This window comes from Sphingomonadaceae bacterium OTU29LAMAA1, assembly GCA_024072375.1.
In the GTDB taxonomy this organism is placed as follows: Bacteria; Pseudomonadota; Alphaproteobacteria; order Sphingomonadales; family Sphingomonadaceae; genus Sphingomonas.
Window position 1 is genome coordinate 1,819,661 of record CP099617.1, and the last position, 23,351, is coordinate 1,843,011.

Below are 23,351 nucleotides of genomic sequence, written 5' to 3' on the forward strand. Positions count from 1 at the left end.
GCATGTCGGATCAGCCCAACGAGATCCTGGAAGCCGCCGCCGCCGCCAAGGCGCAGCAGGACGCCGCAGCGAAGTCGCGCGGCAAGGTGGACAAGAACCATTGGCCGATGCGCATCATCGGCGTGGGGATCGGATCGGCTGCGGTGGCGGCGGCTGTGTTGTTCGCTAATTCCGGGAAGAAGAAGGACTGATTTTCTCGCGAAGACGCGAAGACGCCAAGGCGCGAAGAAGGTTTTTTCGCGCGGAGGCGCGGAGACGCGGAGAAGAAGAGGGTGGCGTGGCGCCGCAGGCTTTACTCATGCTGGTCAGCGCGCGCGGCGCGCCGCGGTTTGTAAGCGGCTGCGCCGAGGGCATTGTGCCAATCTTCCTGTCTTCTTCTCCGCGTCTCCGCGCCTCCGCGCGAACCAATCTTCTTCTTCGCGGCCTCGCGGCTTCGCATGAATCACAGATACCCCGCATTGACACCACCCGCACAACCCGGTTGAACCGGCGGCATCGTCCCGCCTGAGCCGGAGCCTTTTTCCATGCGCCTCGTTCGTGCCGCCCTGTTGCTGGGGGCCGCGCTGCTGCCCATCGCCGCCACTGCCCAGACCAAGCCGCAGGCGAACACCGCTGCGGTGAAGCCGATCGCCTATACCGAGCGGACGCTGCCGAACGGGCTGCGCGTCTATGCGTTGCGCGACACGACGACGCCCAACGTCGCGGTGCAGGTGTGGTACGATGTCGGGTCGAAGGACGATCCGCAGGGCCGATCCGGCTTCGCGCACATGTTCGAACATCTGATGTTCAAGGCGACGCGCAATCTCGTGTCCGAACAGATGGATCGGCTGACCGAGGATGTCGGCGGCTACAACAACGCCTCGACCAACGACGATTATACGAATTACTACGAGGTCGTACCCGCCAATCACCTGCAACGGCTGTTGTTCGCCGAGGCGGACCGGATGGCCAGTCTGGTGGTCGAGCCGAAGAGCTTCGCGTCCGAGCGCGACGTGGTGAAGGAGGAGCTGCGCCAGAGCACGCTCGCGCGGCCCTATGGCAAGCTGTTCTCCACCTATCTGTCGGCCGCCGCCTACACCACGCATCCCTATGCGCGATCGACGATCGGCAGCATCGAGAATCTGGAAGCGGCGTCGATCGACGACGTTCGCGGGTTCCACGCGACCTATTATCGACCCGACAACGCGATCCTCGTCGTATCGGGGAACTACGATCCCCGGCAGCTCGACGCGTGGATCGACCAGTATTTCGCCGGAATCGCCAGACCGTCGACGGCGATCCCGCGCGTGACGGTGCAGGAGCCGCCGCGGACCAAGGCCGTGAGCTATACGGTGTACGAGCCGAACACGCCTTTGCCTGCGGTGCTGATGAGCTGGCACGTACCCGCAGACCGCGACGCGGACATTCCGGCGCTGACGGTGCTCCAGACGATCCTGTCCACCGGCGAGAGCAGCCGGATGTACGAAAGCCTCGTCTATCGCGACCAGCTGGCGCAGGATGCCTCGTCGTTTCTCGACAGCAAACAGGGCACCGGCAATCTGATCGCCTATGCGATCCTGGCGGGCGGCAAGACCGTCGATCAGGGCGAAACGGCGCTGAAGCGCGAGATCGCGCGATTCCGCGATGCGCCGGTGACGGCAGCCGAGCTGGCGGAAGCGAAGAACGAGATCCTGACGTCGGCCATCAAGAGCCGCGAAACGGCGGAAGGCAAGGCGCGCATCCTCGCCTCCTCGGTCATCGTCGACGGCGATGCCAGGGCGGCGGACCGGCAGCTCGCCGCGATCGCGCAGGTGACGGCAGCCGACGTGCAGCGCGTGGCCCGCCGGTATCTGGGCGACAACCAGTCGGCGACGATCCGCTATCTGCCCGATACGGCCAAGCCCGCCGGACAGAGCGGTGACACCATAGCCGTCGCATCGTCGGTGCAGACCGCGCCGCTGAAGGCACCGGCGAACATCGCCATCGTCACGCCGGCCCCCGAGGGCCAGCGGATCCAGCCGCCCGCCCCTGCCACGCCGATCAAGGCCAACCTGCCGCAGCCAGTGGAGACGCGGCTTGCCAACGGGCTGCGGGTCATCACCGTCGAACGCCACGACCTGCCGATCGCCACCGCCTATCTGGTCGCGACGGGCGGACAGGCGCTCGATCCCGCAACCCGGTCCGGCGTCAGCAGCCTTGCCGCCAGCCTGATGACCAAGGGGACGGCGACGCGATCGGCGACCGAGATCGCGCGCCAGATCGAAAGCCTCGGCGGGTCGATCGGAGCCGACGCGGCGAGCGAGGGCGGCACCGTCGCGGTGACGGTGAAGTCGGATCAACTCGCCCCGGCAATGGCGATCCTCGCCGATGTCGCCACGCACCCGACCTTCGCCGCGGAGGAACTCGAGCGGGCACGGGCGCAGCAGGTCGATGCCGTGACGGTCGCGTTCAAGAACCCGGCACAGCTGGCCGCGATGGTCGCCGATCGCGCGGCGTTCGGTGCCTCGCCGTTCGGCGCGCCGGGCAGCGGCACGCCCGCGTCGCTGAAGGCGATCACGCGGACCGACGTGACCGCGGCCTATGCCCGCACCTGGCGCCCCGATCAGGCGGCGCTGGTATTGGTCGGCGATGTCACGCCGGCGCAGGCCCGGGCGCTGGCCGAAGCGCAATTGGGCGGGTGGCGCGCGCCCGCGGCTGCGGCCGCGGCGTTGCCGACCGCGACGAGCTTCCCTGCCCCCCGCACGATCGTCATCGATATGCCCGGTGCGGGTCAGGCCGGGGTGGTGGTCGAGCGACCGGCGATCCCGCGGGCGGACGCGCGCTACTATCCCTTTGCGGTCGCCAACACCGTATTGGGCGGCGGCTTTTCGTCGCGGCTGAACCAGGAGGTGCGGATCAAGCGCGGCCTCGCCTATGGCGCGGGCAGCGGCGTCGATGCGGCACGGTCGGTCGGCAGCATCGCCGCGCGGACCCAGACGAAGAACGCGACCGCGGCGGAGGTGGTGACGCTGATGACGGCCGAGATGGCGCGGATGGGGGCGGCACCGGTGCCGGAAGCCGAACTCGCCACCCGCAAGGCGGTGCTGGTGGGCGGCTTCGGACGCGCGGTGGAGACGACCGACGGCATCGCCGGCATGATCGGCGAATATGTGCTGGACGGCGTGCCGCTGACCGAATTGCAGACCTATACCGCGAAGGTCGAGGCGGTGACCCCGGCGGCGGTGCAGTCGGCTTCGGCGGCGCTGCTCGACCCGAGGGCGGCCAGCGTTGCGATCGTCGGCGATGCCAAACAGTTCATCGCCCCGTTGAAAGCGGCACGGCCGGACGCCGAAACGCTGACGGAGGCGCAGCTCAATCTGGATAGCGCGACGCTGAAGTAAGGCCCATCGCCGGCGGCCCGTCGGTTCCTACCGGCGTTCGCATCCGTCCCACGACGGGACGGGTGCGAATCCGGGGCGGACGCTACACCGGATGTAAGCTATTCGCGGCGCATGCGAGTGGCGATGCGGACGGTTCGGACGATGACGCGGGTGTGGGCGGCGCTGGTAGCGCTGGGCCTCGCGCTGACCATCGCGCTGTCGGCGCAGGCCGCGTGGCGGGCGATCTCGGCGCATAGCGAGGTGGTGCCCCCTCCCCTGCCGGCGCCGGCCGGTTACGAGGCCGAGGATCATTTTCCGGGTGCGGCCCTGCTCTACACGGATGTAGTGGCGGCGGATCCGGCCGTTGCCGACTCCGCCGCACCGGCGAAGGGTGTGACCGGCACCACCGCCTTGCCTGCGCTGCCCGTTTCCACAGAGGTCGCGACGGCGGCGCTGCGGGCGGATGCCGGGATCACCGCGGCTCTGCCGTTTTCGCTGAAGGCAGCGACCGGCCTGGATCGTTCCCGTGCGCTGGAGTGCCTGACGACGGCGATCTATTACGAGGCCGCGTCGGAACCCGATGCCGGCCAGTCCGCGGTGGCGCAGGTGATCCTCAACCGGGCGCGGCACCCCGCCTTTCCGGCGACGGTCTGCGGCGTGGTGTATCAGGGATCGGAGCGGTCGGGGTGCCAGTTCAGCTTCGCCTGCGACGGCGCGATGGCGCGGGTGCCGGCGCGAACCGCGTGGGTGCGGGCGGCCCGCAACGCCGCGATGGCGCTGGCGGGCTATGTCTATGCGCCGGTCGGGCTGGCGACGCACTACCACACCTACGCCGTGACGCCGGTGTGGAACCGCAGTCTGGTGATGACCGACGTGGTGGGCGCCCACCTGTTCCACCGGTGGAAAGGGTTCTGGGGCACGCGGACCGCATTTCGGCAGGTCTATCGCGGCGGCGAGCCGGTGCCGGGACCGCACCGGCCGCTGGTCCTGCCGCCGGTCGCGGTGACGCCGGCGGTCATCGCCGCGGCGGCACCGCTGCCGGTCGCGCCGGTGACGAACGCGGCGCAGGTCCGCCCGGCCTATGCCGAGAGCGGCAGTTACGTGACGCCGGCACCGGCACCGGCGGTGACGAAGGCGGGCGACACCCTGCCGCCCGCATCCATCGTGCTCGACAAATGGAAGGATTCGGGCAAGCCGCTGTTCTGACGCCGGGCGTTACTTCGCGCCCTTCACATAGCGGTCGAACCACGCGATCGCCCGCCGCCGAACGTCGGCGGACTGGTCCGGGGCAGGCACGCAATGGCCGGCGTCGGGATAGATCACGAGGCTGACCGGGACGTTCCGGTCCTTCAATGCATGCCACCATTCGATCGACTGCGTCGGCGGCACTTCGATATCGCGTTCACCGACGTAGATGAAGGTCGGCGTCCTCGCCTTGCCGGCCTGATAGATCGCCGACACGTCCTCATAGGCCTTCATGTCGTCGTACATCGACTTGCCGAAGAACGGCAGCATCCACTGGTCGATGCCGTTGGTGCCGTAATAGCTGACCCAGTTGGACAGGCCCGCGCCGGCGACGATACCCTTGAAGCGGTTCGTCTGCGTATTCGCCCACATCGCCATGAAGCCGCCATAGCTGCATCCGCCGAGGCCGAGGCGATCGTCGTCCACCGGAGCGACGCGTTCGACCGCGTCGATGCCGGCAAGGATGTCGCGCAGATCGCCGCCGCCGAAATCGCGCCTGTTGGCGGCGGTGAACGCCTCGCCCTGACCATAGCTGCCGCGCGGATTCGGCAGGAAGACGTAATAGCCGGCCTGTAGCAACGCGGCGTTGAGCGAGGTCGGATAGAGGTAGTTGGGCATCGATGCCGAGGACGGTCCACCATGGACGATGGTGATCATCGGCGCCTTGCCAGCGGGAGCGGTGCGGGGTGCGAGTAGCCAGCCCTGAACGTCATACCCTTCGTTTTTCCAGCTGATGCTGCGGGCAGTGGCAACCGCGGGCGCCGCGTCGTTGTCGTGGGTGATCTGGCGAAGCGCGGCGATCGGGCCGGCATAGATGGCGGGGGCGTGTTCGTAATCCTGCACCACGGCGGCGGCGATGCGGCCATCGGCGGAGAAGACGGCGCGACCGTCGCCGGCGCCGACGCTGGCCGGCTTGGCGAAGCCGGCGACGACGGGACGGCCGGGAGTGAGCGTGCCGAGCTGGACCGAATCGCCGGCGAGCGTGACGGTGCGCAGCCCGGCGGCGGTCCAGTCGATCGTGGTGACGGTGGATCTGGCGCCGGCGGTGATGTTGCGCGGGGTGCCGCCGGTCAGCGGGACGGTGAAGACGTCGCCGCCGATCGAGCCGAAATCGCTCATCAGACCACCGACATAGGCGACGGTGCGACCATCCGGGGACACTCTGGGCTGGTTCAGCTGGGTCGTGGGTCTGGCGATGGAGCGAACCGCGCCCGTCGTCGCGTCGATGGCGTCGAGCGTCGCGACCCACCAATTGTTGTCGCCGTTGCCCAGCGCCGTGGTCGCGACGAAACCGCGACTGTCGGGAGTCCAGTCGTATTCGTAGACATAGCGGCCCGATGGCGACAGCGGAGTGACCTGTGCCGCCGGACGGGCGATGTCGAAGACCGCGAGGCGCTGTTCGTCGTTCCGCTCTCCAATCTCGCCGATCATCCTGACGCCGGCCTGGGTCGCGCCGGATTCCTTGGCGGCGCCGAGGGTCACCAGCAGGGCGATGCGCTTGCCGTCCGGCGAAACGCGCGGGGTCTGCGCGATGCCGGGGATGGTGGCGACGGTACGGGTCGAGCGGGCATCGGCATAGGTCAGGCGGACGGCGGCGGTGTCGCGGACCAGGAAGACGAGGTCGCCGTTGGGGGCGAAGGTGAGGCCGGAATAGCTACAGGTCTTGCAGGGATCGATCGTGCGGAGGATGCGGCCGTCGGCGACGGCCCGGATGGTCACCACACCGTGGCCGGCCGCGGCCTCTACCGTGGCGATGCGGTCGCCGGCCGGGGAGAGCGCGAGATTGCCGTATTGGTGGATCGTCTGCGCCGTTGCCGGAGCAGCGGTGGCGAGCAGGAGGGCGGCGGTGGTGAGGGTCAGGCGCATCGGGGCTCCGGGAACAATGTCCCGCCGATGCTAGCGGTTGCGGGGCAGGCCGCAAGCGGAACGGTGGCGGAGGGCCGGCCGTTGGAGCGGCAGAGGAGACGATCATGAAAGACGACATCAAGCCGACCACCGAAACCGACGCCCCCAATCTGTCGACCGAGCATCAGCGCCCCGGGGATGCTCGCCGGCCGAGCGAGACGCTGGACAAGGGACAGCCGCAGGGCGAGACGATCCCGCGCAAATCGTCGCTGCTGGGCAACGACTGACGCGGGACCATGCCGTTTACCGGCAGCGTACGTTGTTGCGGTCGACCGAGCGTCCGACCGCAGCACCGGCGGCACCGCCGAGCAGGGTGCCGAGGAGATCCGAACCGCCCGGCGCGATGATGTTGCCGAGCACGCCGCCGGCGATGCCGCCGACGATCAGACCGGTCGTGCCGTCGTTGCGGCGGCAGTAGTATTGGCCGTTTTCGCCGCGGTAGACGCGGTCGCGGGCAGACAGGCGGCGTTCGCGGTAGCGCGGGCCATCGGCGTAATAGCGGTCGGCGTAATAGCCGCCATAGGCCGGGTCGGCACGGTTGTAGTCATAGGCCGAATAGCCGCGATAGCGGGTATCGGTGCCATAGCTGGTACAGCCGGCCAGAGCGGTCGCTGCGGCCATCGCCGCGATCAGGGGTGCGCGCATTCGAACAAATCCTCCCATGATTGATGGATGTTAAGTCGAATGCGCGGCGTGCCGGAATGGTTGCGTCAGGCGGCCCCTGCCCCTTCGCTGAAACCGCTGCCGCGGTCGGCGACCAGCGTCGGCGCGGGGCCGGTGGCGGGGCGCAGCGCTTCGCGTTCCTGTTCGGTCGGGACCGCCGTCGGATCGGGGCGGAAGGCGTCGACGGCGCGGGTGTCGTTGCCGGGGTGGGTGTCGCCCATCAGGTCGGTGGGAACGTGTTCGGCGGCGGGGTTGCCGGGGCGTTCCTGAAAATGCTTTTCGGTTTCGGCCATGCCGACCGGGGCGGCGGCCATCGTCGCCGGACGCGGGGCGATCGGCGAGGTGGTGCTGTCGCCCGGCACCGCGCCTGCGCCGGTGTCGTCGTCGTTCGATGCGGGGCGGCGCGAACCGGGCTGCGGGCCGAAGGCCGCCGCTGCTGCGGTCCATGCCACCGCACCCGCCGCAAAGGCGCCGAGTCCGAAGCCGATCTTCTTGTAATCCATGCCGTTTTCCTTTGCCGATGGGGGCATCATGGCGCGGTCAACGGGCGGGCGGCGGGGGTGTTCCGGGTTTGCGGGGCGGTGGATCGATGAGGGCGGAATCGGCGGGGGCCGGCACGGCGTGGGCGGCGGGGCGGACGGCGCGTTCGCTGGCGCGATCCGGATTGCGGAAGATCATGGACAGCGGGGGACGTGGCGGATGGCGAGCATCCCGCAATGCGATCGGGACGATGCTCGTGAGATCAAGGGTGCTTGTAATCCACCGTCAACGCGCGGCGGGCGATCGCGATTGCGGCACGGACGGTGGCGGCGTGCGTGATCTCGCCGCAGGTCATCACCGGGAGCGGCACGGTCGGGGCTTGCGGACCATCCCCCTGCCCCTGCGGGATGCCGGCACGTTTCAGTTCTGCCGCGACCGCATCGGCGACCGGGCTCCATTGTTCCGGACTGCCGTGTCCGCGCTGGATCACCGCTCCGGCCCATCGCTCGCCCTGCTCTTTCAGGTAAGGCTGCGGCAGGGCGGCGAAGCAACTGGCGACGGCATAGGCCGCAAGATCGCGATCGAGCGCGGACGGCACGGTCGACGGCGGCACCGGCGCCGCGGCGCTGCATGCCGCGAGCGGCAGAACGGCAAGGATGACGGCGCGGATCATGCCAGCTCCCGGAGTTCGCCACACGATGTGCGGGCGTTGCCGTTGACGTAGCGTACGGCGATATAGTCGAGAATATCCAGCAAATCGGCCGTGGCTTCGTCCGTCCAGACCAGTGCGAGCGTCACTTTGGCCGATGTCGATCGATCACTGCGCGCGCCATCGCCATCACTTCGTCATGCGGGATGCGCGGGGCTTTGGATGCCATCACCCGCTCGACCTTGGCGCGGAACCACGCGTCATAGGCTGCGGCGCCCTCGCTGGTCGCGACCTCCGATTCAATCGGGGTGAACTCAAACATGGTAAATTACAAATTATGGCGGAATCACTATGACTGATCATTGCTCCACCTCATCAGCTGTGCTCGTTTCAAAGTAGTTTATACTGTTTTCTACTGACTCCCTTAAGCTGTCAAAAATTAGCAGTAGCTTCTTACGAGGCTTGGATAGCCGTTTTTTTGCTTTATTAACATCTGTAGACAGTCGCGGCAGAGTGTCTGTTGTATGTATAAGGCTTTGCAGTTCACCATATGCTGAGTTGATACCCCCTATTAACTGTTTAGCCGCATCAATATTTCCAGATCCGGATTCCATAGGATCGTCAAAATCAAGCCTGATGCGCAAATCTTTGTCAATCAAATCAGCCATTAGGCTTGCATCGCTCTCGACGGCATCAAGTAATGCCTCATACCTCGCAGCCAGTTCATTCATGCCGTCGGCAGCCTTGCGCATTATTGCTTTTATACCAGCGGCATCCGGCTGCCCAAACTTGAGTGCATCGCTTATTAATTGCGTACACTCATTGATTATAGCAGAATTGTCACTCTCATACTCGACTAAGCGCTGAAGTTTTTCGCTAAACTCTTCAACCAATCGCGTGAACGACTCTCCTAGCTCGATAAGGCCTTCCTCATCCTCATCATCCTGATCCTCTATCAACGAGATGGCTGGCAGGTTCACCGCTTCACCTCTACCCGTATCGCTCAAAAAAAAACTTGAGTATTTATCCTTATCTTTGGCAATCTGCTCGAATAAAAGATTTAAGATCGATCTTAAGGAGTTATCATCACTAAATTCACGATAAAAAGCACCTAAATCAGCGACTCTTTTCTTAAATTCCTGCACTTTAACTAACTGCACAGCATCTATCGTAGTTGGATCAATCTCGCCTTTCTTGAACATTGTTGCAATCCGCAATACCTGTCCACTTTGGCTTCTCTCCAGTGCCGCGTTAAATTCTTCTTCTGTTCCAGAGTCCGCGATGCCTGTCGGTGTACCAAACTTGGTCCACATCATACCTAAATAGACATCATAATTATTCCCGACTTGATCAATAACGGCATCTTGCGCTCTACCACTTAGAGCAGGAGCAACAAGATTTTCCCACGTCAGAACTGATAGAAAGCATCCCGTGCTTCTACTTCTTAATCTGTTCCATTCGTTAGCATATTGAACCACAAACTCTCGCTCCGGATTTACATCCGCGGGACTCGATAGAAATATCTCGATGACTACAGCTTGGTAACTCATCACCTACCCCGCCAAATTTGAAGCATAACAGCCTGATGTATGTCAATAAACCTCGGCTACTGAGAATTCGTACGCTTCAACAACGGCGCCAAATACTTCCCCGTAAAGCTGCGCGGTTCTTTCACCACCTCTTCGGGGGTGCCGACGGCGACGATTTCGCCGCCCTTGACGCCGCCTTCGGGGCCGAGGTCCACGATCCAGTCGGCGGTCTTGATGACGTCGAGGTTGTGTTCGATCACCACGACGGTGTTGCCCTGTTCGACCAGCGCGTGGAGGACTTCGAGGAGTTTGCGGACGTCTTCGAAGTGGAGGCCCGTCGTGGGTTCGTCGAGGATGTAGAGCGTGTTGCCGGTGGCGCGGCGGGCGAGTTCCTTGGCGAGCTTGACGCGCTGCGCCTCGCCGCCGGACAGGGTGGTCGCCTGTTGCCCGACCTTGACGTAGCCGAGGCCGACCTCGACCAGCATCTCCATCTTGTCGCGGATGGGCGGCACAGCCTTGAAGAATTCCGCGGCATCCTCGACCGTCATGTCGAGGACGTCGGCGATGCTCTTGCCCTTGAACTTCACCTCCAGCGTCTCGCGGTTGTAGCGGGCGCCGTGGCAGACGTCGCAGGTGACGTAGACGTCGGGGAGGAAGTGCATCTCGATCTTGAGCACGCCGTCGCCCTGGCACGCCTCGCACCGGCCGCCCTTGACGTTGAAGCTGAAGCGACCGGGCTTATAGCCGCGCGCGAGGCTTTCGGGCAGGCCGGCGAACCAGTCGCGGATCTGGGTGAAGCTGCCGGTGTAGGTCGCCGGGTTCGATCGCGGCGTGCGGCCGATCGGCGACTGGTCGATGTCGATGACCTTGTCGAGGTGCTGGAGGCCGGTGACCTTGTCGTGCTTGCCGGCGAGGATGCGTGCGCCGTTGAGGGCGCGGGCGGCGGCGGCGTAGAGCGTGTCGATGGTGAAGCTCGACTTGCCCGAGCCGCTGACCCCGGTGATGCAGGTGAAGGTGCCGAGCGGGATCGACGCGGTGACGCCGGTGAGGTTGTTGGCGCGCGCATTGTGGACGGTGAGCTGCTTGCCGTTGCCCTTGCGGCGTTGCGCGGGGACGGGGACTTCGCGGGTGCCGTTGAGGTAATCGGCGGTGATGCTGGTCCTGGATTTCAGGATCTGCTTGAGCGTCCCCTGCGCGACGATCTGGCCGCCGTGGACGCCGGCGCCCGGCCCCATGTCGATGACGTAGTCGGCGGTGCGGATCGCGTCCTCGTCATGCTCGACGACGAGCACGGTGTTGCCGAGGTCGCGCAGGCGGCGCAGCGTGGCGAGCAGCATGTCGTTGTCGCGCTGGTGCAGGCCGATCGAGGGTTCGTCGAGGACGTAGAGGACGCCGCTGAGGCCGCTGCCGATTTGCGATGCGAGGCGGATGCGCTGGCTCTCGCCGCCCGACAGCGTGCCGCTGGTGCGGTCGAGGTTGAGATAGTCGAGGCCGACATTGTTGAGGAAGCCGAGGCGCTCGACGATTTCCTTGAGGATGCGTTCGGCGATCGCGCGCTGCTGGTCGCCGAGGTGGTTGGGCATGTCGGTGAAGAAGGCGAGTGCGTCGACCACGGAGAGGTGGGTGGCGTAGGCAATGTCCTTCATCGCGATCTTGACCGCGAGCGCTTCGGGTTTGAGGCGGGCGCCGTGGCAGACCTCGCAGGGGCGCGAGGACTGGTACTTCGACAGCTCCTCGCGCATCCACGCGCTCTCGGTCTGGAGAAGGCGGCGGTTGAGGTTGCCGATGACGCCCTCGAACGGTTTCTTGACGTCGTACTTCTTCTTGCCGTCGACGAAGGTGAGCGTGACGGGCTTGCCCTTGCTGCCGTGGAGGATCGTCGCGTGGACCGACTCAGGCAGGTCGGACCAGGGCGTGTCGAGGCTGAAGTCGAATTCGCGCGCGAGGCTGCCGAGGACCTGCATGTAATAGGGGCTGGGCGGGTTGGATTTCGCCCAGGGGACGACCGCGCCCTTCTTGATGCTGAGCGCGTGGTTGGGGACGACGAGGTCTTCGTCGAACAGCAGCTTCTCGCCGAGGCCGTCGCAGGCGGGGCATGCGCCTTGCGGGGCGTTGAAGGAGAACAGGCGCGGTTCGATCTCGGCGATGGTGAAGCCGCTGATCGGGCAGGCGAACTTTTCGGAGAAGACGATGCGGCCGGCGGGGGCATTGTCGCCGAGAATTTCGGATTTGGGGGTGTGCGGTTCGACCGGGTCTACGGGGTCGATGTAGGCGAGGCCTTCGGCCAGCTTGAGCGCGGTTTCGAACGATTCCGCCAGGCGCGTGCCGATGTCGCCCTTCACGACGAGGCGGTCGACGACGACCTCGATGTCGTGCTTGAACTTCTTGTCGAGCGCGGGGGCTTCGTCGATCTCGTGGATTTCGCCGTCGATGCGGACGCGGGTGAAGCCGGCCTTCTGCCACTCCGCCAGCTCCTTGCGATATTCGCCCTTGCGGCCGCGGACGACGGGGGCGAGCAGATAGGCGCGGGTGCCTTCGGGCAGCGCGAGGACGCGGTCGACCATCTGGCTGACGGTCTGCGCGGCGATCGGTTCGCCGGTGGCGGGGCTGTACGGCACGCCGACGCGCGCCCAGAGCAGGCGCATGTAATCGTAGATTTCGGTGACCGTCGCGACCGTCGAGCGCGGGTTGCGGCTCGTCGTCTTCTGCTCGATCGAGATGGCGGGGGACAGGCCCTCGATATGGTCGACGTCGGGCTTCTGCATCAGTTCGAGGAACTGGCGGGCGTAGGCGCTGAGCGATTCGACGTAGCGGCGCTGGCCCTCGGCATAAATGGTGTCGAACGCGAGGCTGGACTTGCCGGAGCCGGACAGGCCGGTGATCACCGTCAGCGTATCGCGGGGGATGTCGACGTCGACGTCCTTGAGGTTGTGTTCACGCGCGCCGCGTACGGAGATCTTGGTCAGCATGTGGCTGGTTCTACTTCTGTTCTATGACCTAGGCTAGTCTGCGCAGGTAGGAACGCGCGGGGTGCATTGAAAGCACCCAAGAGGTGTCTTACGTTGGCGACACACAGTGATGAGGCAGGCGGCATGGGCAAGAAGAAGAAGGCGAAGCTCCCCAAGGAAGTGATGGGCGTGAAGCTGCCGAAGGAGGTGCGCGAGATCGGCGGGGCGCTGCTGGAGAAGGCGCAGAGCCCGCAGGGGCGCGAGATGCTGGCGGCGGGGCTGACGATGGCGGCTGCCGCCGCGACCGCGGCGGTGGCGAAGGGGCGCGCGAAACGCGAGGCGGCGGCGGCGCCCGTGCCCCCTGCCACGCCCGAAGCGCCGGTGCCACCGGTCCCGCCGGTGCCGCCCGTACCCCCTGTTCCCCCGGTATCGCCGCAGGGTACGCAGATGCAGCCCGATCCGCAGGCGATCGCGGAAGCGGTCGGCAAGGCGGCGGAGGCGATGCTGGGGCGGCTGTTCGGGGGGAAGAAGGCTTAAAGGTGGACGATGTCCAGGCCGCTGACCGCCTGCGCGAGGTAGTCGGAGGCAAGGCGGCGGTGGCAGTGATCGGGCTTCGCTTCGCTGCATAACAGGCAGGTGCGGTCGAGATCGTGCAGCGCGATGCGGTGTTCGACCTTGCGCGCGGCGAGCAGGTCGAGGTAGCGGCGGGCATATTCGTCCCAGCCGATCTCCTTCCTCCGATAGGCGTCGAGGATGTCGGCGGTGGGGGCGAGCAGCGCCTCGACCTGGTAACCGATGCCGCCGATCCGTTCTAGGAAGAAGGACAGGTCGTCCTGCTTGGCGAAACCGGCGAGTTGCGACACGCGGTTGAGGCGGGTGTCGTGGACGCGAGTGACGCCGGCGTGTTCGAGCCGGCCGAAGAAGTGTGCGGCCTTGCTCTTGGTGAAGCCGATCGTGAAGAGTTTCATGCCGGGGTCCCTTCAGCCGCGTTCGCGATACGCGATGGCGTCGGCCTGTTTCTCGTAGGCGAGCGCCAGTGCGCGTTCGTCGTCACCGGGCGCGCTGAGCAGCGGTGGCGGGGTCAGGCCATGGAGCGCGACCAGCCGGGCGTCGAACGTCGATTGGGGCTCCACCTGCCCATCCGTGTGGATGTGCGCGATCGTGTTGCGCAGGTCCTCCAACCGGTGCGCGACGAGGATCGCCCGATGGCATTCGACCGGGTCGCGTTCGGAGCAGACGAGCGCGAGCGTGGTCTTCGCGACGCCGTTGCGGACCCGGTCCATGCCGAGCCGGAACGGTTCGGTCGCGGCGATCCGGTCGTAGCGCGCCTGCCCGTCGACGTAGCAGGAGCGATCATCGGGGCGCGCGCCGAGCTCGCGGCCGAGGAAGACGTATTTGATGCCCGCGGCGTTGAGATGCGCGCGGAACGGCCCACGGGTGAAGTCGGGTTTGAACTTCGAGAACGGCGTCGAACGCACGTCGCACACGACCGCGATCCCGTTCTGCACGAGCCGGTCGATGAAGCCGGGCATGTCGAGCCCGGAATAGCCGATGGTGAACAGCCGTCCCATGTCACGCGCCTACGCCGGCACGATCACTCCGTTCAACTGCATGTAGCAGCGACGGGGATCATAATCGCCGTTCCGCCCTCGCCATGCCCGCGCCAGACCGATCCGGAGCGCCACGCGGTCATGACCGACAAGCCGATCGCGCAGTGCATGGAGCGCGTCATCGTCCTGTCCGTCGAAGGTGAGTTCGGTGACGCTGAGGTGATGGCGGACCCCATCCGGATCGTTGAACGAAACCCGGATCTTGTCGAACGGCTTGCTGACCGAAACGCTGTCGCCATCGACGATCAGACAGCCGAGTGAGCGGCAGTCGGCACGCTCCTCGACATATTTGTCATCGATCAGATTGTCGCCGACGATATCGGTAAGATCGTCGTCCGCCGTTTCCACACAGGCGTCGAACAGTTGCACCGCAGTCGCCGCGCCGATCCCGGTGACCCGGGCGACCCGCACATCTTCCGTACCGTGTGGCTTGTCCGATGCGGCCCCCGCGGCGAGCGACAGCGACAGGAGCTTGCCGACGCGAATGTGGCCGGCGTCGACCCATTTGTCCTCGGGCCAATTTCTGCCATCGGGTTGCAGTGGCCGGATCATCGCACCGGACGCTACGTCGATGCCGGCGACGCAGACCATGCCGTCGCCCATCCGCGTGACCTCCGTCACCAGCATCTGGCGGTGGCCGGCGGGTATCGCCTGTTTGAGATCCTGCAACGCCATCGCCCGTCCCTTTGACCCGGAGTGGCGACGTCATTGGCGGCATCGGCATGCGGACTGCAAAGCCAGACGCATCGGTTTCGGTGATCCGAAACGGATGCGCCTGAACGATCGCAATGCCGGCATCCGTGTCGGCCTGCTACGGCGGCAGCACGATGCCGGGGCGGCTGTTCCGGGGAAAAGCCGGCATGGCGCTTGCCTGACAGCTTGCGCGGCGTGTCGCGGGTTGAATGCCGAGGAGCAGGCAAGGTGCGCTGGCTGCGGTCCGACTATCAAATCGCCAAGGGGAGGCTGACCAAGCTGCCAACCGTGAAAACAGCCAAGCCTGAACAGTTCGAGGCGCTGTTACGGGACGCGACGGCACGCAAGCCGGGCTTTCCCCGGGATGCAACCGATCACACCGCGGCGGGTGCAGGCGACGCTGGAGGCGCTGGAGCGGCTGGGTCATGTCGCGGGCACCGATGGCGGCTATCTGTTGCGGCGCGCGGCCTGAGGTCAGGTCGCTGATTTGACGGCGTTCGTTCGCCGGCTACACAGACGGATCGGATCGATCGAAGGGGCGTGTCGCGTGCGGATGATGTCGGGATGTTTGGCGGGTTCCATTCTGCTGCTGGGAATGCTGGCAGGGAGCGGTGCGCAAGGGCAGACGGCGCAAGGTCTGGCCGCGAAGGCGATCGCCGCGCAGCAGGCGCAGGACCCCGGCACCGCCGCACCGGTGCAGTACGACATCGCCTTTGCCAATGCGGTGCATCACGAGGCGCAGGTGACGGCGACGTTCCGGCAGGTGCCGGCCGGGCCGCTGCGGGTGCAGATGGCGCGATCGTCGCCGGGGCGCTATGCGGTGCACGAGTTCGCCAAGAACGTCTATTCGGTGTCGGCGAAGGATGGCGCGGGGCGTGCACTGGCGGTGTCGCGCACCGATCCCTACGGCTGGAGCGTCGCCGGGCATGACGGGACCGTAGTGGTCACCTACACGCTGTTCGGCGACTGGGGCGACGGCACCTATGCGCAGATCGACGCGAGCCATGCGCATCTGAACATGCCGGCGACGTTCCTGTGGTCGCCGGGCTATGCCGACAAGGCGATCCGGGTGCGCTTCCGGCCCTTCGACCCCAAGTGGAAGGTGGCGACGCAATTGCCGGCGGCGCGCGGGACCGACACCTATTGGGCGCCGAACCTGCAATATTTCATGGATAGTCCGACCGAGCTGAGCGACTTCGCGCTGCGGGAGTGGCCGGTGACGGATGCGAAGGGGCGGACGCAGCTGGTGCGGCTGGCGGTGCATCATGCCGGGACCGACGCCGATCTGGATACCTATACCGCCAGGGTAAAGCGGGTGATAGCGCAGCATTACGCGCTGTTCGGGCAGGCGCCACGCTACGATTACGGCAGCTATACCTTCATCGCGGATTACCTGCCGCAGATTGCCGGCGACGGGATGGAACATCGCAATTCGACGATCATCACCGACAAGCGGGGGCTGCGCGAAGCGAATTTCGGCCAGCTCAACACGCTGAGCCACGAGTTCGTGCACAGCTGGAACGTCGAGCGGTTGCGGCCGGTGGAACTGGAGCCGTTCGACTTCACGCGCGCCAACCCGACGCCGAGCCTGTGGTTCGCGGAGGGCTTCACGCAATATTACGGGCCGCTGATGATCCGCCGCGCGGGGGAGATGAGCGTCGACGACTTCCTGAACGGGTTGGGGCGGACGGTGAGCGGCGTCGTCAACGGCGGCGGGCGGCGGTATGGCGGTCCCGAGGAGATGAGCCTGCGCGCGCCGTTCGTCGATGCGGCGAAGGCGATCGATCAGGTCAATCCGAACATCTTCATCTCTTACTATCCGTATGGCGCGGTGGTGGCGCTGGCGCTGGATATGCAGTTGCGGCAGCGGTATCGCGGCGTGTCGCTGGACACATACATGCGGCATCTGTGGACGACGATCGGCGATAGCGAGCGTGCCTATACGCCCGCCGATCTGGAGCGTGGCCTCGCCGAGGTGACGCGCGATCCTGCGTTCGCCAAGGCGTTCTTCGACGGCAGCGTGCATGCGAGCGGGTTGCCGGACTTCGCGCCGCTGCTCGCCCAGGCGGGGCTGACGGTGCGTCCGGTGGATGCGGCGCGCGGCTGGGCGGGGCTGACCGCGGTGGCGGGGGATGGCGGCGTGGTGGTGGGGGAAGCCCCCTCGCCTGCCGCACCGGCCTATGCGGTGGGGCTGGAGCGGGGCGACGTCATCCTGACGCTGGAGGGGGCAGCCGTGAGCGATCTGGCGGCGGTCAAGACGACGCTGGAAGGGCACAAGCCGGGCGACCGGGTCGCGGTGCGGTTCCGCCAGCGCGGTGTCGAGCGGGACGCCGTGTTGCGGTTGGCAGTGAACCCGGCGTTCGAGGTGGTGCGGAGCGAAACGGCGGGTGTGGCGGTGACGCCGGCGCAGATGGCGTTCCGGAAGGGCTGGATGGGCGAGTGAGCCCGGTGATCCTGCAGAGGCAGGGCCACCCGGGCAATCGCGCCCTCATGGATTAGTGTAACGGAACATTGCTGCGGCGCAGCGGTATACCCGGGGTAGAACCCGGAGTTGCCGCATGAACCACGTCCGCCATCCTGCCCGATGGCCCCATATCCTCGCCGTGGTGATCGGCGCGGTCGGGGCGATCAACCTTGGCGGCGGCGTGTGGCTGGCGACTCTGGGGGGCAGCCTGTTCTATGCCGCCGCGGGGCTGGCGATGCTGGCGACCGCGGTGCTGCTGTGGCGCCGGCGGGCGGTGGCGCTGCACGTGTTCGCGGCGTTGGTGCTGGGAACCGTCGTGTGGGCGTGGGCGGAGATCGGGGCGGACTGGTGGCCGCTGGTGCCGCGGGGCGACCTGATCTTCATCTTCGGTGCGTTGCTGGTGCTGCCGTGGACGGTCAGGCGGCTGGTGCCGGGCCCCGGCTGGCGGCGTGCGGCGGGGCCGTTGGCGGGCGCGCTGGGGTTGGCGGCGGTGTTCGGGATCGTGTCGCTGACGCGGGACGTGCACAATCTGGAGGGCACGCTGCCGGGGCCGCGCGAGGCGCTGGTGGCGAATGCTGGCGGGGTGCCGGACGACGATTGGTCGGCCTATGCGCGGAGTTGGCGGGGGGACAAGTTCTCGCCGTTGACGCAGCTGACGCCCGCAAATGTCGGCAATCTGAAGGTCGCGTGGCAGTTGCAGACCGGCGACGTGAAGCGCGAAGGCGATCCCGGCGAGACGACGTATGAGATGACGCCGATCAAGGTCGGCGACACGGTGTATCTGTGCACGCCGCATAATTGGGTGATCGCGGTCGATGCGGAGACGGGCAAGGAGCGCTGGCGCTTCGATCCGAAGATCGCGACCTCTTCGAAGAACATGCAGCATCTGACGTGTCGCGGCGTATCCTATTGGGATGGCGCGCGGGCGGGGGCCAGCGTCGGCGATTGCCCGCAGCGCATCTTCCTGGCGACCAACGACAGCCGGCTGATCGCGCTCGACCCGCGGACGGGGGCGCTGTGCCGCAGCTTCGGCCAGGGCGGGACGGTGAGCCTGCTGCCGGGGCAGCCGCACTACAACCAGGGCTGGTATCAGGTGACGTCGGCGCCGCTGGTCGCGCGCGGGTTGGTGATCACCGGGGGCGCGGTGTTCGACAATATCGCGACCAAGGTGCCGTCGGGGGTGATCCGCGGCTATGACGCCGTGACGGGCCGGCTGGTGTGGAACTTCGATCCGGGCAATCCGAACGACACCGCGCCGCTGGGTGCGGGTAAGCAGTATACGCCGTCGTCGCCGAACAGCTGGAGCACGCCGGCGACGGACGAGGCGCTGGGGCTGGTGTATCTGCCGATGGGGATGGGCGCGGTCGACCAATGGGGCGGCAACCGGCCGGCGACGACCGAGCGGTTCGCGACGTCGGTGCTGGCACTCGACATCGCCACCGGACGGCCGCGCTGGGTGTACCAGACGGTGCACCACGATCTGTGGGACATGGACGTGCCGGCGCAACCCGCGCTGGTCGACCTGAACCTGCCGGGGCGCGGGCGGGTGCCGGCGCTGATCCAATCGACCAAGACGGGCAATCTGTTCGTGCTCGACCGGCGGACGGGACGGCCGGTGTTCCCGGTCACCGAAAAGCCGGTGCCGACCGGCGCCGCGCCGGGCGACCGGACGGCGCCGACGCAGCCGTTCTCGTCGATCTCGCTGCTGCCGGCACCGGCGCGCGAGAAGGACATGTGGGGGGCGACGATGATCGACCAATTGTGGTGTCGCATCCGCTTCAGGTCGCTGGATTACAAGGGGCCGTTCACGCCGCCGTCGTTGCGTGGGTCGCTGGTGTTTCCGGGGAATTTCGGGGTGATGGACTGGGGCGGGATCTCGATCGATCCGGTGCGGCAGGTGCTGTTCGCGCATCCCAATTATATCGCCTTCGTCGACCGGCTGGTGCCGCAGGCGGGCGGCGAGCGTCAGAACGAACGTGGGCCGGCGGGCGGGTCCGACCGGCGCGGATCGGACGAGACCGGGTACAATCCCAATATTGGCGCGCCGTTCGCGGTCGACATGAACCCGTTCCTGTCGTTCGCCGGCCTGCCCTGCCAACAGCCGCCCTGGGGCTATGTCGCGGGGATCGACCTGACGACGGGCAAGAAGGTGTGGGAGCACAAGAACGGCACGATCCGCGACGAGACGATCCTGCCGCTGCCGTTCAAGCTGGGCGTGCCGTCGCTGGGCGGGCCGATCACGACCGCGGGTGGCGTCGCGTTCATGGCGGCGGCGATCGACAATTACGTGCGCGCGTACGACACGCGGACCGGCAAGGTGCTGTGGCGCGCGCGGCTGCCCGCCGGCGGGCAGGCGACGCCGATGTCGTACCGGTCGGCGGCGAGCGGGCGGCAGTTCGTGGTGGTGGTGGCCGGCGGGCATGGCTCGCTGGGAACGAAGCTGGGCGATCATGTGATCGCTTATGCCTTGCCGAAGTGATGGGCTGACCCGTTCCGCGCTTCGTCATCCCCGCGCAGGCGGGGATGACGGGGTGTGGGATGATCGCTCTCCCCTACCCGTCATCCCGGCGAACGCCGGGACCCATGGAGGCGCGCGGCTGGTGGTCGCGCGCGTCGCTGGCGAGGGGCTTCCATGGGTCCCGACTTTCGTCGGGATGACGGAGTGGGGGGGGCGGTAGGGACGATGGCGAGGTTCAGTGCGCCGAGGCTCCTTCCGCGCCGATGCCGGTTTCGGCGCGGATGCGTTGGGCGGGGTAGCCGGCGTGGTCGACCGCTGCCCTGGGGCTGCGGTCCAGTATGGACACCAGCCAGATCGTCAGGAAGGCCAGCGGCATGGAGACGATCGCGGGCGACGAATAGGGGAAGATCGCAGCCGAATGGCCGAGGATCGTGACCCAGACCGCGGGCGACAGGATCGTCAGCACGACCGCCAGCACCAGCCCCAACGTACCGCCCGCCACCACGCCTCGGGTCGTGCACCCCTTCCACAGCAGCGACAGGATCAGCACCGGGAAATTGCCCGACGCGGCGATCGCGAAGGCGAGGCTGACCATGAAGGCGACGTTCTGCTTCTCGAACACGATGCCGAGCAGGATCGCCGCCGCCGCGAGTACCAGCACGGTGCGGCGCGAGACGCGCAGTTCGGCGGTGCTGTCCGCCTGCCCCTTGCGGAACACGGTGGCGTAGAGGTCGTGGCTGACCGCCGACGCTCCCGACAATGTCAGGCCGGCGACGACCGCGAGGATGGTGGCGAAGGCGACGGCGGAGATGAAGCCGAGGAACAGGTTGCCGCCGACCGCATGGGCCAGATGGATCGCAGCCATGTTGCCGCCGCCGATCAACCCGCCGGCACCGTCCGCATAGCTGCTGTCGGTGGCGACTAGCACGATAGCGCCGAAACCGATGATGAAGGTGAGGAGGTAGAAATAGCCGATCCACCCCGTCGCCCACAGGACGGAGGTGCGCGCAGCCTTGGCGTCCGGCACGGTGAAGAAGCGCATCAGGATATGCGGCAGGCCGGCGGTGCCGAACATCAGTGCCATGCCGAACGAGATCGCCGACACCGGGTCCTTGATGAAATTGCCCGGCCCCATGATCGATGCGCCGCGCGTGGCGGCTTCGGATGGGGACAGGCCGGTCGCGGCGGCGAGGCCGGTCTTCACCTGCACCGCGCGGGCGAACAGCGCCTCGGGCGAGAAGCCGAACTGCGCGAGCACCATCAGCGCCATGAAGGTGGCGCTGCCGAGCAGCAGCACCGCCTTGATGATCTGGACCCAGGTGGTCGCGGTCATGCCGCCGAACAGGACGTACAATGTCATCAGCACGCCGACGATGCCGACGGCATATTCGTAGCGGAGGCCGAACAGCAGCTTGATGAGCTGTCCCGCGCCGACCATCTGCGCGATCAGGTAGAACAGGACGACAACGAGCGTGCTGATCGCGGCGAAGGTTCGGACCGGCGTCTGCGCGAAGCGGAACGAGGCGACGTCGACGAAGGTGAACTTGCCGAGGTTGCGCAGGCGTTCGGCCATCAGGAACAGGATGATCGGCCAGCCGACGAGGAAGCCGATCGAATAGATCAGGCCGTCGTAGCCGTCGTTGAAAATCTGTGCCGAGATGCCGAGGAAGCTGGCGGCGGACATATAGTCGCCGGCGATGGCGAGGCCGTTCTGGAAGCCGGTGATGCCGCCGCCCGCGGTGTAGAAGTCGGATACGGTACGCGTGCGCCGCGCCGCCCAGCGGGTAATGCCGAGCGTCAGCAGCGCGAACGCCGCGAACATGGCGATCGCAGTCCAGTTGGTCGGTTGTTGCTGCATCTGGCCCACCACCGCGTCTGCAAGGGCGGGCGTGGCGATCAGGGCAAGCGGTGCGGCGAGCAGCCAGCGCCTCACGGGCGGTAATCCGCGACAAGGGCGGCGAGCGCGGCGTCGTAATCGCGGTTGGCGCGCGCGACGTAGAGGCCGGTCAGCAGGATCGCGAGCAGGATGATCGCGAAGCCGATCAGGATGCCGAGCGAGGTGACGCCGCCGGCGACGATCGGCTGCGCGAGGAACGCCTTGTCGAAGGCGATGAGCAGGACGAAGCCGAAATAGGCGGCGAGCATGATGCCAGACAGCAGCCAACCGAAGCGGCTGCGCGTGCCGGTCAGCGCGATATAGCGCGGATCGTCGGCGATCCGGGTCAGTTGCTCTTCGGTCATGGTCCCCCTCCACCGATCCTATGATCGGGTCGATAGCGGCATCATGACGGATGACGGCCGCGGCGCAACCGGAAACCTGTCGGTATATGGTCGGTGGGCAACTCGGGTTGGAGGAACCGTGAGCCGTCATGGCGCCCTTACCCGGACGGTCGAAAGTTTACTGCGTCTTTCCCCTCCCTGCGAGGGAGGGGAGCCAGAAGCGTCACCGCCGATCCCGCGGGGCGATCAGGTAATGGAAGCCATCGATGGCGATCCGCGTTAGTGTTGCGGGATGAATGATGAGAACCAGCCCCGCCGGCGCCGCAGCGTGCTGTTCATGCCGGCCTCCAACCCGCGCGCGATGGCAAAAGCGCGGGAGCTGGCGTGCGATGCGGTGATCCTCGATCTGGAGGATGCGGTGGCGCCGGACGCGAAGGATGCAGCGCGCGGCTCGGCGCTGGCGGCAGCGGCGGAGGGGTTTGGCGCGCGGGACTGCGCGGTGCGGATCAATGCGCTGGACACGCCGTGGGGGCGGGCAGATGCGGCCGCAGTGGCGACCGTGCGCGGCGTGGCGGCGGTGGTGGTGCCGAAGGTGGGGCGTGCGGACGACCTGCATGATGTGCGGGCGCTGCTGGGCGCGGACGGGCCGCCGATCTGGGCGATGATCGAAACGTGCGGGGCGATCTTGCGGCTGGCGGAGATCGTTGCGGCGGCGGGCGAGACGCGGACCGAACTGCTGATCGCCGGGACCAACGATCTGGCGAAGGACATGCGCTGTCGGCCGGGCGTGGCGCGGGAGCCGCTGGTCCCCGCGCTGGTGCAGCTGGTGATCGCGGGGCGGTCCGCGGGGCTGATCGTGCTGGATGGCGTATGCAACGCGATCCGCGAGCCGGAGCGGTTCTCGGCGGAATGCGCGCAGGGGGCAATGCTGGGTTTCGACGGAAAGACGCTGATCCATCCGGGGCAGATCGAGGGGGCGAATGCGGCGTTCGGGCCATCGGCGGAGGAGCTGGCCCGGGCGCGCGCGGTGGTGGCCGCGTTCGCTGCGCCGGGCGCGGCCGGGCTGGGAGCGATCCAGCTGGATGGCGAGATGGTGGAGCGGCTGCACCTTGCCGAGGCGGAGCGGGTGCTGGGGTTGGCCGACTAAGC

20 protein-coding genes are annotated in these 23,351 nt (G+C 66.8%); 8 read left to right on the plus strand and 12 right to left on the minus strand.

Going from position 1 to position 23,351, the window contains the following annotated elements; translation table 11 throughout:
• Positions 1–2: 2 nt before the first annotated feature.
• From NF699_08875 to NF699_08885, 3 genes are all read left to right on the plus strand, one after another.
• Positions 3–191, plus strand: a complete 189-nt coding sequence (locus tag NF699_08875; protein USU06751.1) for a hypothetical protein — start codon at positions 3–5, stop codon at positions 189–191.
• A 333-nt stretch (positions 192–524) separates the two neighbouring features.
• On the plus strand, positions 525–3,359 hold the full coding sequence (locus tag NF699_08880; protein ID USU06752.1) for an insulinase family protein: 2,835 nt from the start codon (positions 525–527) through the stop codon (positions 3,357–3,359).
• 141 nt (positions 3,360–3,500) lie between these two features.
• Complete coding sequence (locus NF699_08885) at positions 3,501–4,544, plus strand: cell wall hydrolase (GenBank protein ID USU06753.1); 1,044 nt, start codon at positions 3,501–3,503, stop codon at positions 4,542–4,544.
• A 9-nt stretch (positions 4,545–4,553) separates the two neighbouring features.
• Here NF699_08885 and NF699_08890 read toward each other — a convergent pair whose 3' ends face one another.
• Complete coding sequence (locus NF699_08890; GenBank protein ID USU06754.1) at positions 4,554–6,449, minus strand: S9 family peptidase; 1,896 nt, start codon at positions 6,447–6,449, stop codon at positions 4,554–4,556.
• Positions 6,450–6,553: 104 nt separating this feature from the next.
• On the opposite strand from NF699_08890, the gene NF699_08895 reads away from it, so the two are divergent.
• Positions 6,554–6,715, plus strand: coding sequence for a hypothetical protein (locus tag NF699_08895; GenBank protein ID USU06755.1), 162 nt, complete (start codon positions 6,554–6,556; stop codon positions 6,713–6,715).
• Positions 6,716–6,731: 16 nt separating this feature from the next.
• Here NF699_08895 and NF699_08900 read toward each other — a convergent pair whose 3' ends face one another.
• The 6 genes from NF699_08900 to uvrA form a co-directional block, all read right to left on the minus strand.
• Complete coding sequence (locus tag NF699_08900; protein ID USU06756.1) at positions 6,732–7,133, minus strand: glycine zipper 2TM domain-containing protein; 402 nt, start codon at positions 7,131–7,133, stop codon at positions 6,732–6,734.
• Positions 7,134–7,198: 65 nt separating this feature from the next.
• Positions 7,199–7,654, minus strand: a complete 456-nt coding sequence (locus NF699_08905; protein ID USU06757.1) for a hypothetical protein — start codon at positions 7,652–7,654, stop codon at positions 7,199–7,201.
• Positions 7,655–7,893: 239 nt separating this feature from the next.
• Positions 7,894–8,304 (minus strand): hypothetical protein, encoded by a 411-nt coding sequence (locus NF699_08910; protein USU06758.1) that lies wholly within the window; start codon positions 8,302–8,304, stop codon positions 7,894–7,896.
• 121 nt (positions 8,305–8,425) lie between these two features.
• Positions 8,426–8,602: a stability determinant gene (locus NF699_08915; protein USU06759.1), complete on the minus strand. Its 177-nt coding sequence runs from the start codon at positions 8,600–8,602 to the stop codon at positions 8,426–8,428.
• Between the two features lie 37 nt (positions 8,603–8,639).
• Positions 8,640–9,830 (minus strand): hypothetical protein, encoded by a 1,191-nt coding sequence (locus NF699_08920; protein ID USU06760.1) that lies wholly within the window; start codon positions 9,828–9,830, stop codon positions 8,640–8,642.
• Between the two features lie 56 nt (positions 9,831–9,886).
• Positions 9,887–12,778, minus strand: a complete 2,892-nt coding sequence (gene uvrA, locus NF699_08925) for an excinuclease ABC subunit UvrA (GenBank protein USU06761.1) — start codon at positions 12,776–12,778, stop codon at positions 9,887–9,889.
• 93 nt (positions 12,779–12,871) lie between these two features.
• Between uvrA and NF699_08930 the strand changes: the two genes are divergently transcribed.
• Entirely contained in the window at positions 12,872–13,294 is a 423-nt protein-coding gene (locus NF699_08930) for a hypothetical protein (GenBank protein ID USU06762.1), read from the plus strand.
• Here the strand turns inward: NF699_08930 and NF699_08935 are convergent.
• Genes NF699_08935 through NF699_08945 form a run of 3 tightly spaced genes read right to left on the minus strand, consistent with a single transcriptional unit; the run spans position 13,291 to position 15,042 of the window.
• Positions 13,291–13,725: a DUF488 domain-containing protein gene (locus NF699_08935; protein ID USU06763.1), complete on the minus strand. Its 435-nt coding sequence runs from the start codon at positions 13,723–13,725 to the stop codon at positions 13,291–13,293. The two genes, NF699_08930 and NF699_08935, sit on opposite strands and share 4 nt — an antisense overlap.
• A gap of 12 nt (positions 13,726–13,737) precedes the next feature.
• Entirely contained in the window at positions 13,738–14,328 is a 591-nt protein-coding gene (locus NF699_08940; protein ID USU06764.1) for a DUF488 domain-containing protein, read from the minus strand.
• A gap of 9 nt (positions 14,329–14,337) precedes the next feature.
• Positions 14,338–15,042 carry a hypothetical protein gene (locus tag NF699_08945; GenBank protein USU06765.1) on the minus strand — a complete coding sequence of 235 codons (705 nt, stop codon included), beginning with the start codon at positions 15,040–15,042 and terminating at the stop codon, positions 14,338–14,340.
• 586 nt (positions 15,043–15,628) lie between these two features.
• Between NF699_08945 and NF699_08950 the strand changes: the two genes are divergently transcribed.
• Together NF699_08950 and NF699_08955 are read left to right on the plus strand one after the other, a co-directional pair.
• Positions 15,629–17,503: a PDZ domain-containing protein gene (locus NF699_08950; GenBank protein USU06766.1), complete on the plus strand. Its 1,875-nt coding sequence runs from the start codon at positions 15,629–15,631 to the stop codon at positions 17,501–17,503.
• Positions 17,504–17,618: 115 nt separating this feature from the next.
• Entirely contained in the window at positions 17,619–20,003 is a 2,385-nt protein-coding gene (locus NF699_08955; GenBank protein ID USU06767.1) for a membrane-bound PQQ-dependent dehydrogenase, glucose/quinate/shikimate family, read from the plus strand.
• Between the two features lie 214 nt (positions 20,004–20,217).
• Here the strand turns inward: NF699_08955 and NF699_08960 are convergent, their stop codons facing one another.
• The gene (locus tag NF699_08960; protein USU06768.1) at positions 20,218–21,915 is read right to left on the minus strand and encodes a cation acetate symporter; all 1,698 of its coding nucleotides are present in this window, start codon (positions 21,913–21,915) and stop codon (positions 20,218–20,220) included.
• Positions 21,912–22,223 carry a DUF485 domain-containing protein gene (locus NF699_08965; protein ID USU06769.1) on the minus strand — a complete coding sequence of 104 codons (312 nt, stop codon included), beginning with the start codon at positions 22,221–22,223 and terminating at the stop codon, positions 21,912–21,914. Before NF699_08965 ends, NF699_08960 begins: the two co-directional genes overlap by 4 nt.
• 271 nt (positions 22,224–22,494) lie before the next feature.
• Here NF699_08965 and NF699_08970 point away from each other — a divergent pair, with 271 nt between their 5' ends.
• The gene (locus tag NF699_08970; GenBank protein ID USU06770.1) at positions 22,495–23,349 is read left to right on the plus strand and encodes a CoA ester lyase; all 855 of its coding nucleotides are present in this window, start codon (positions 22,495–22,497) and stop codon (positions 23,347–23,349) included.
• Positions 23,350–23,351 lie beyond the last annotated feature (2 nt).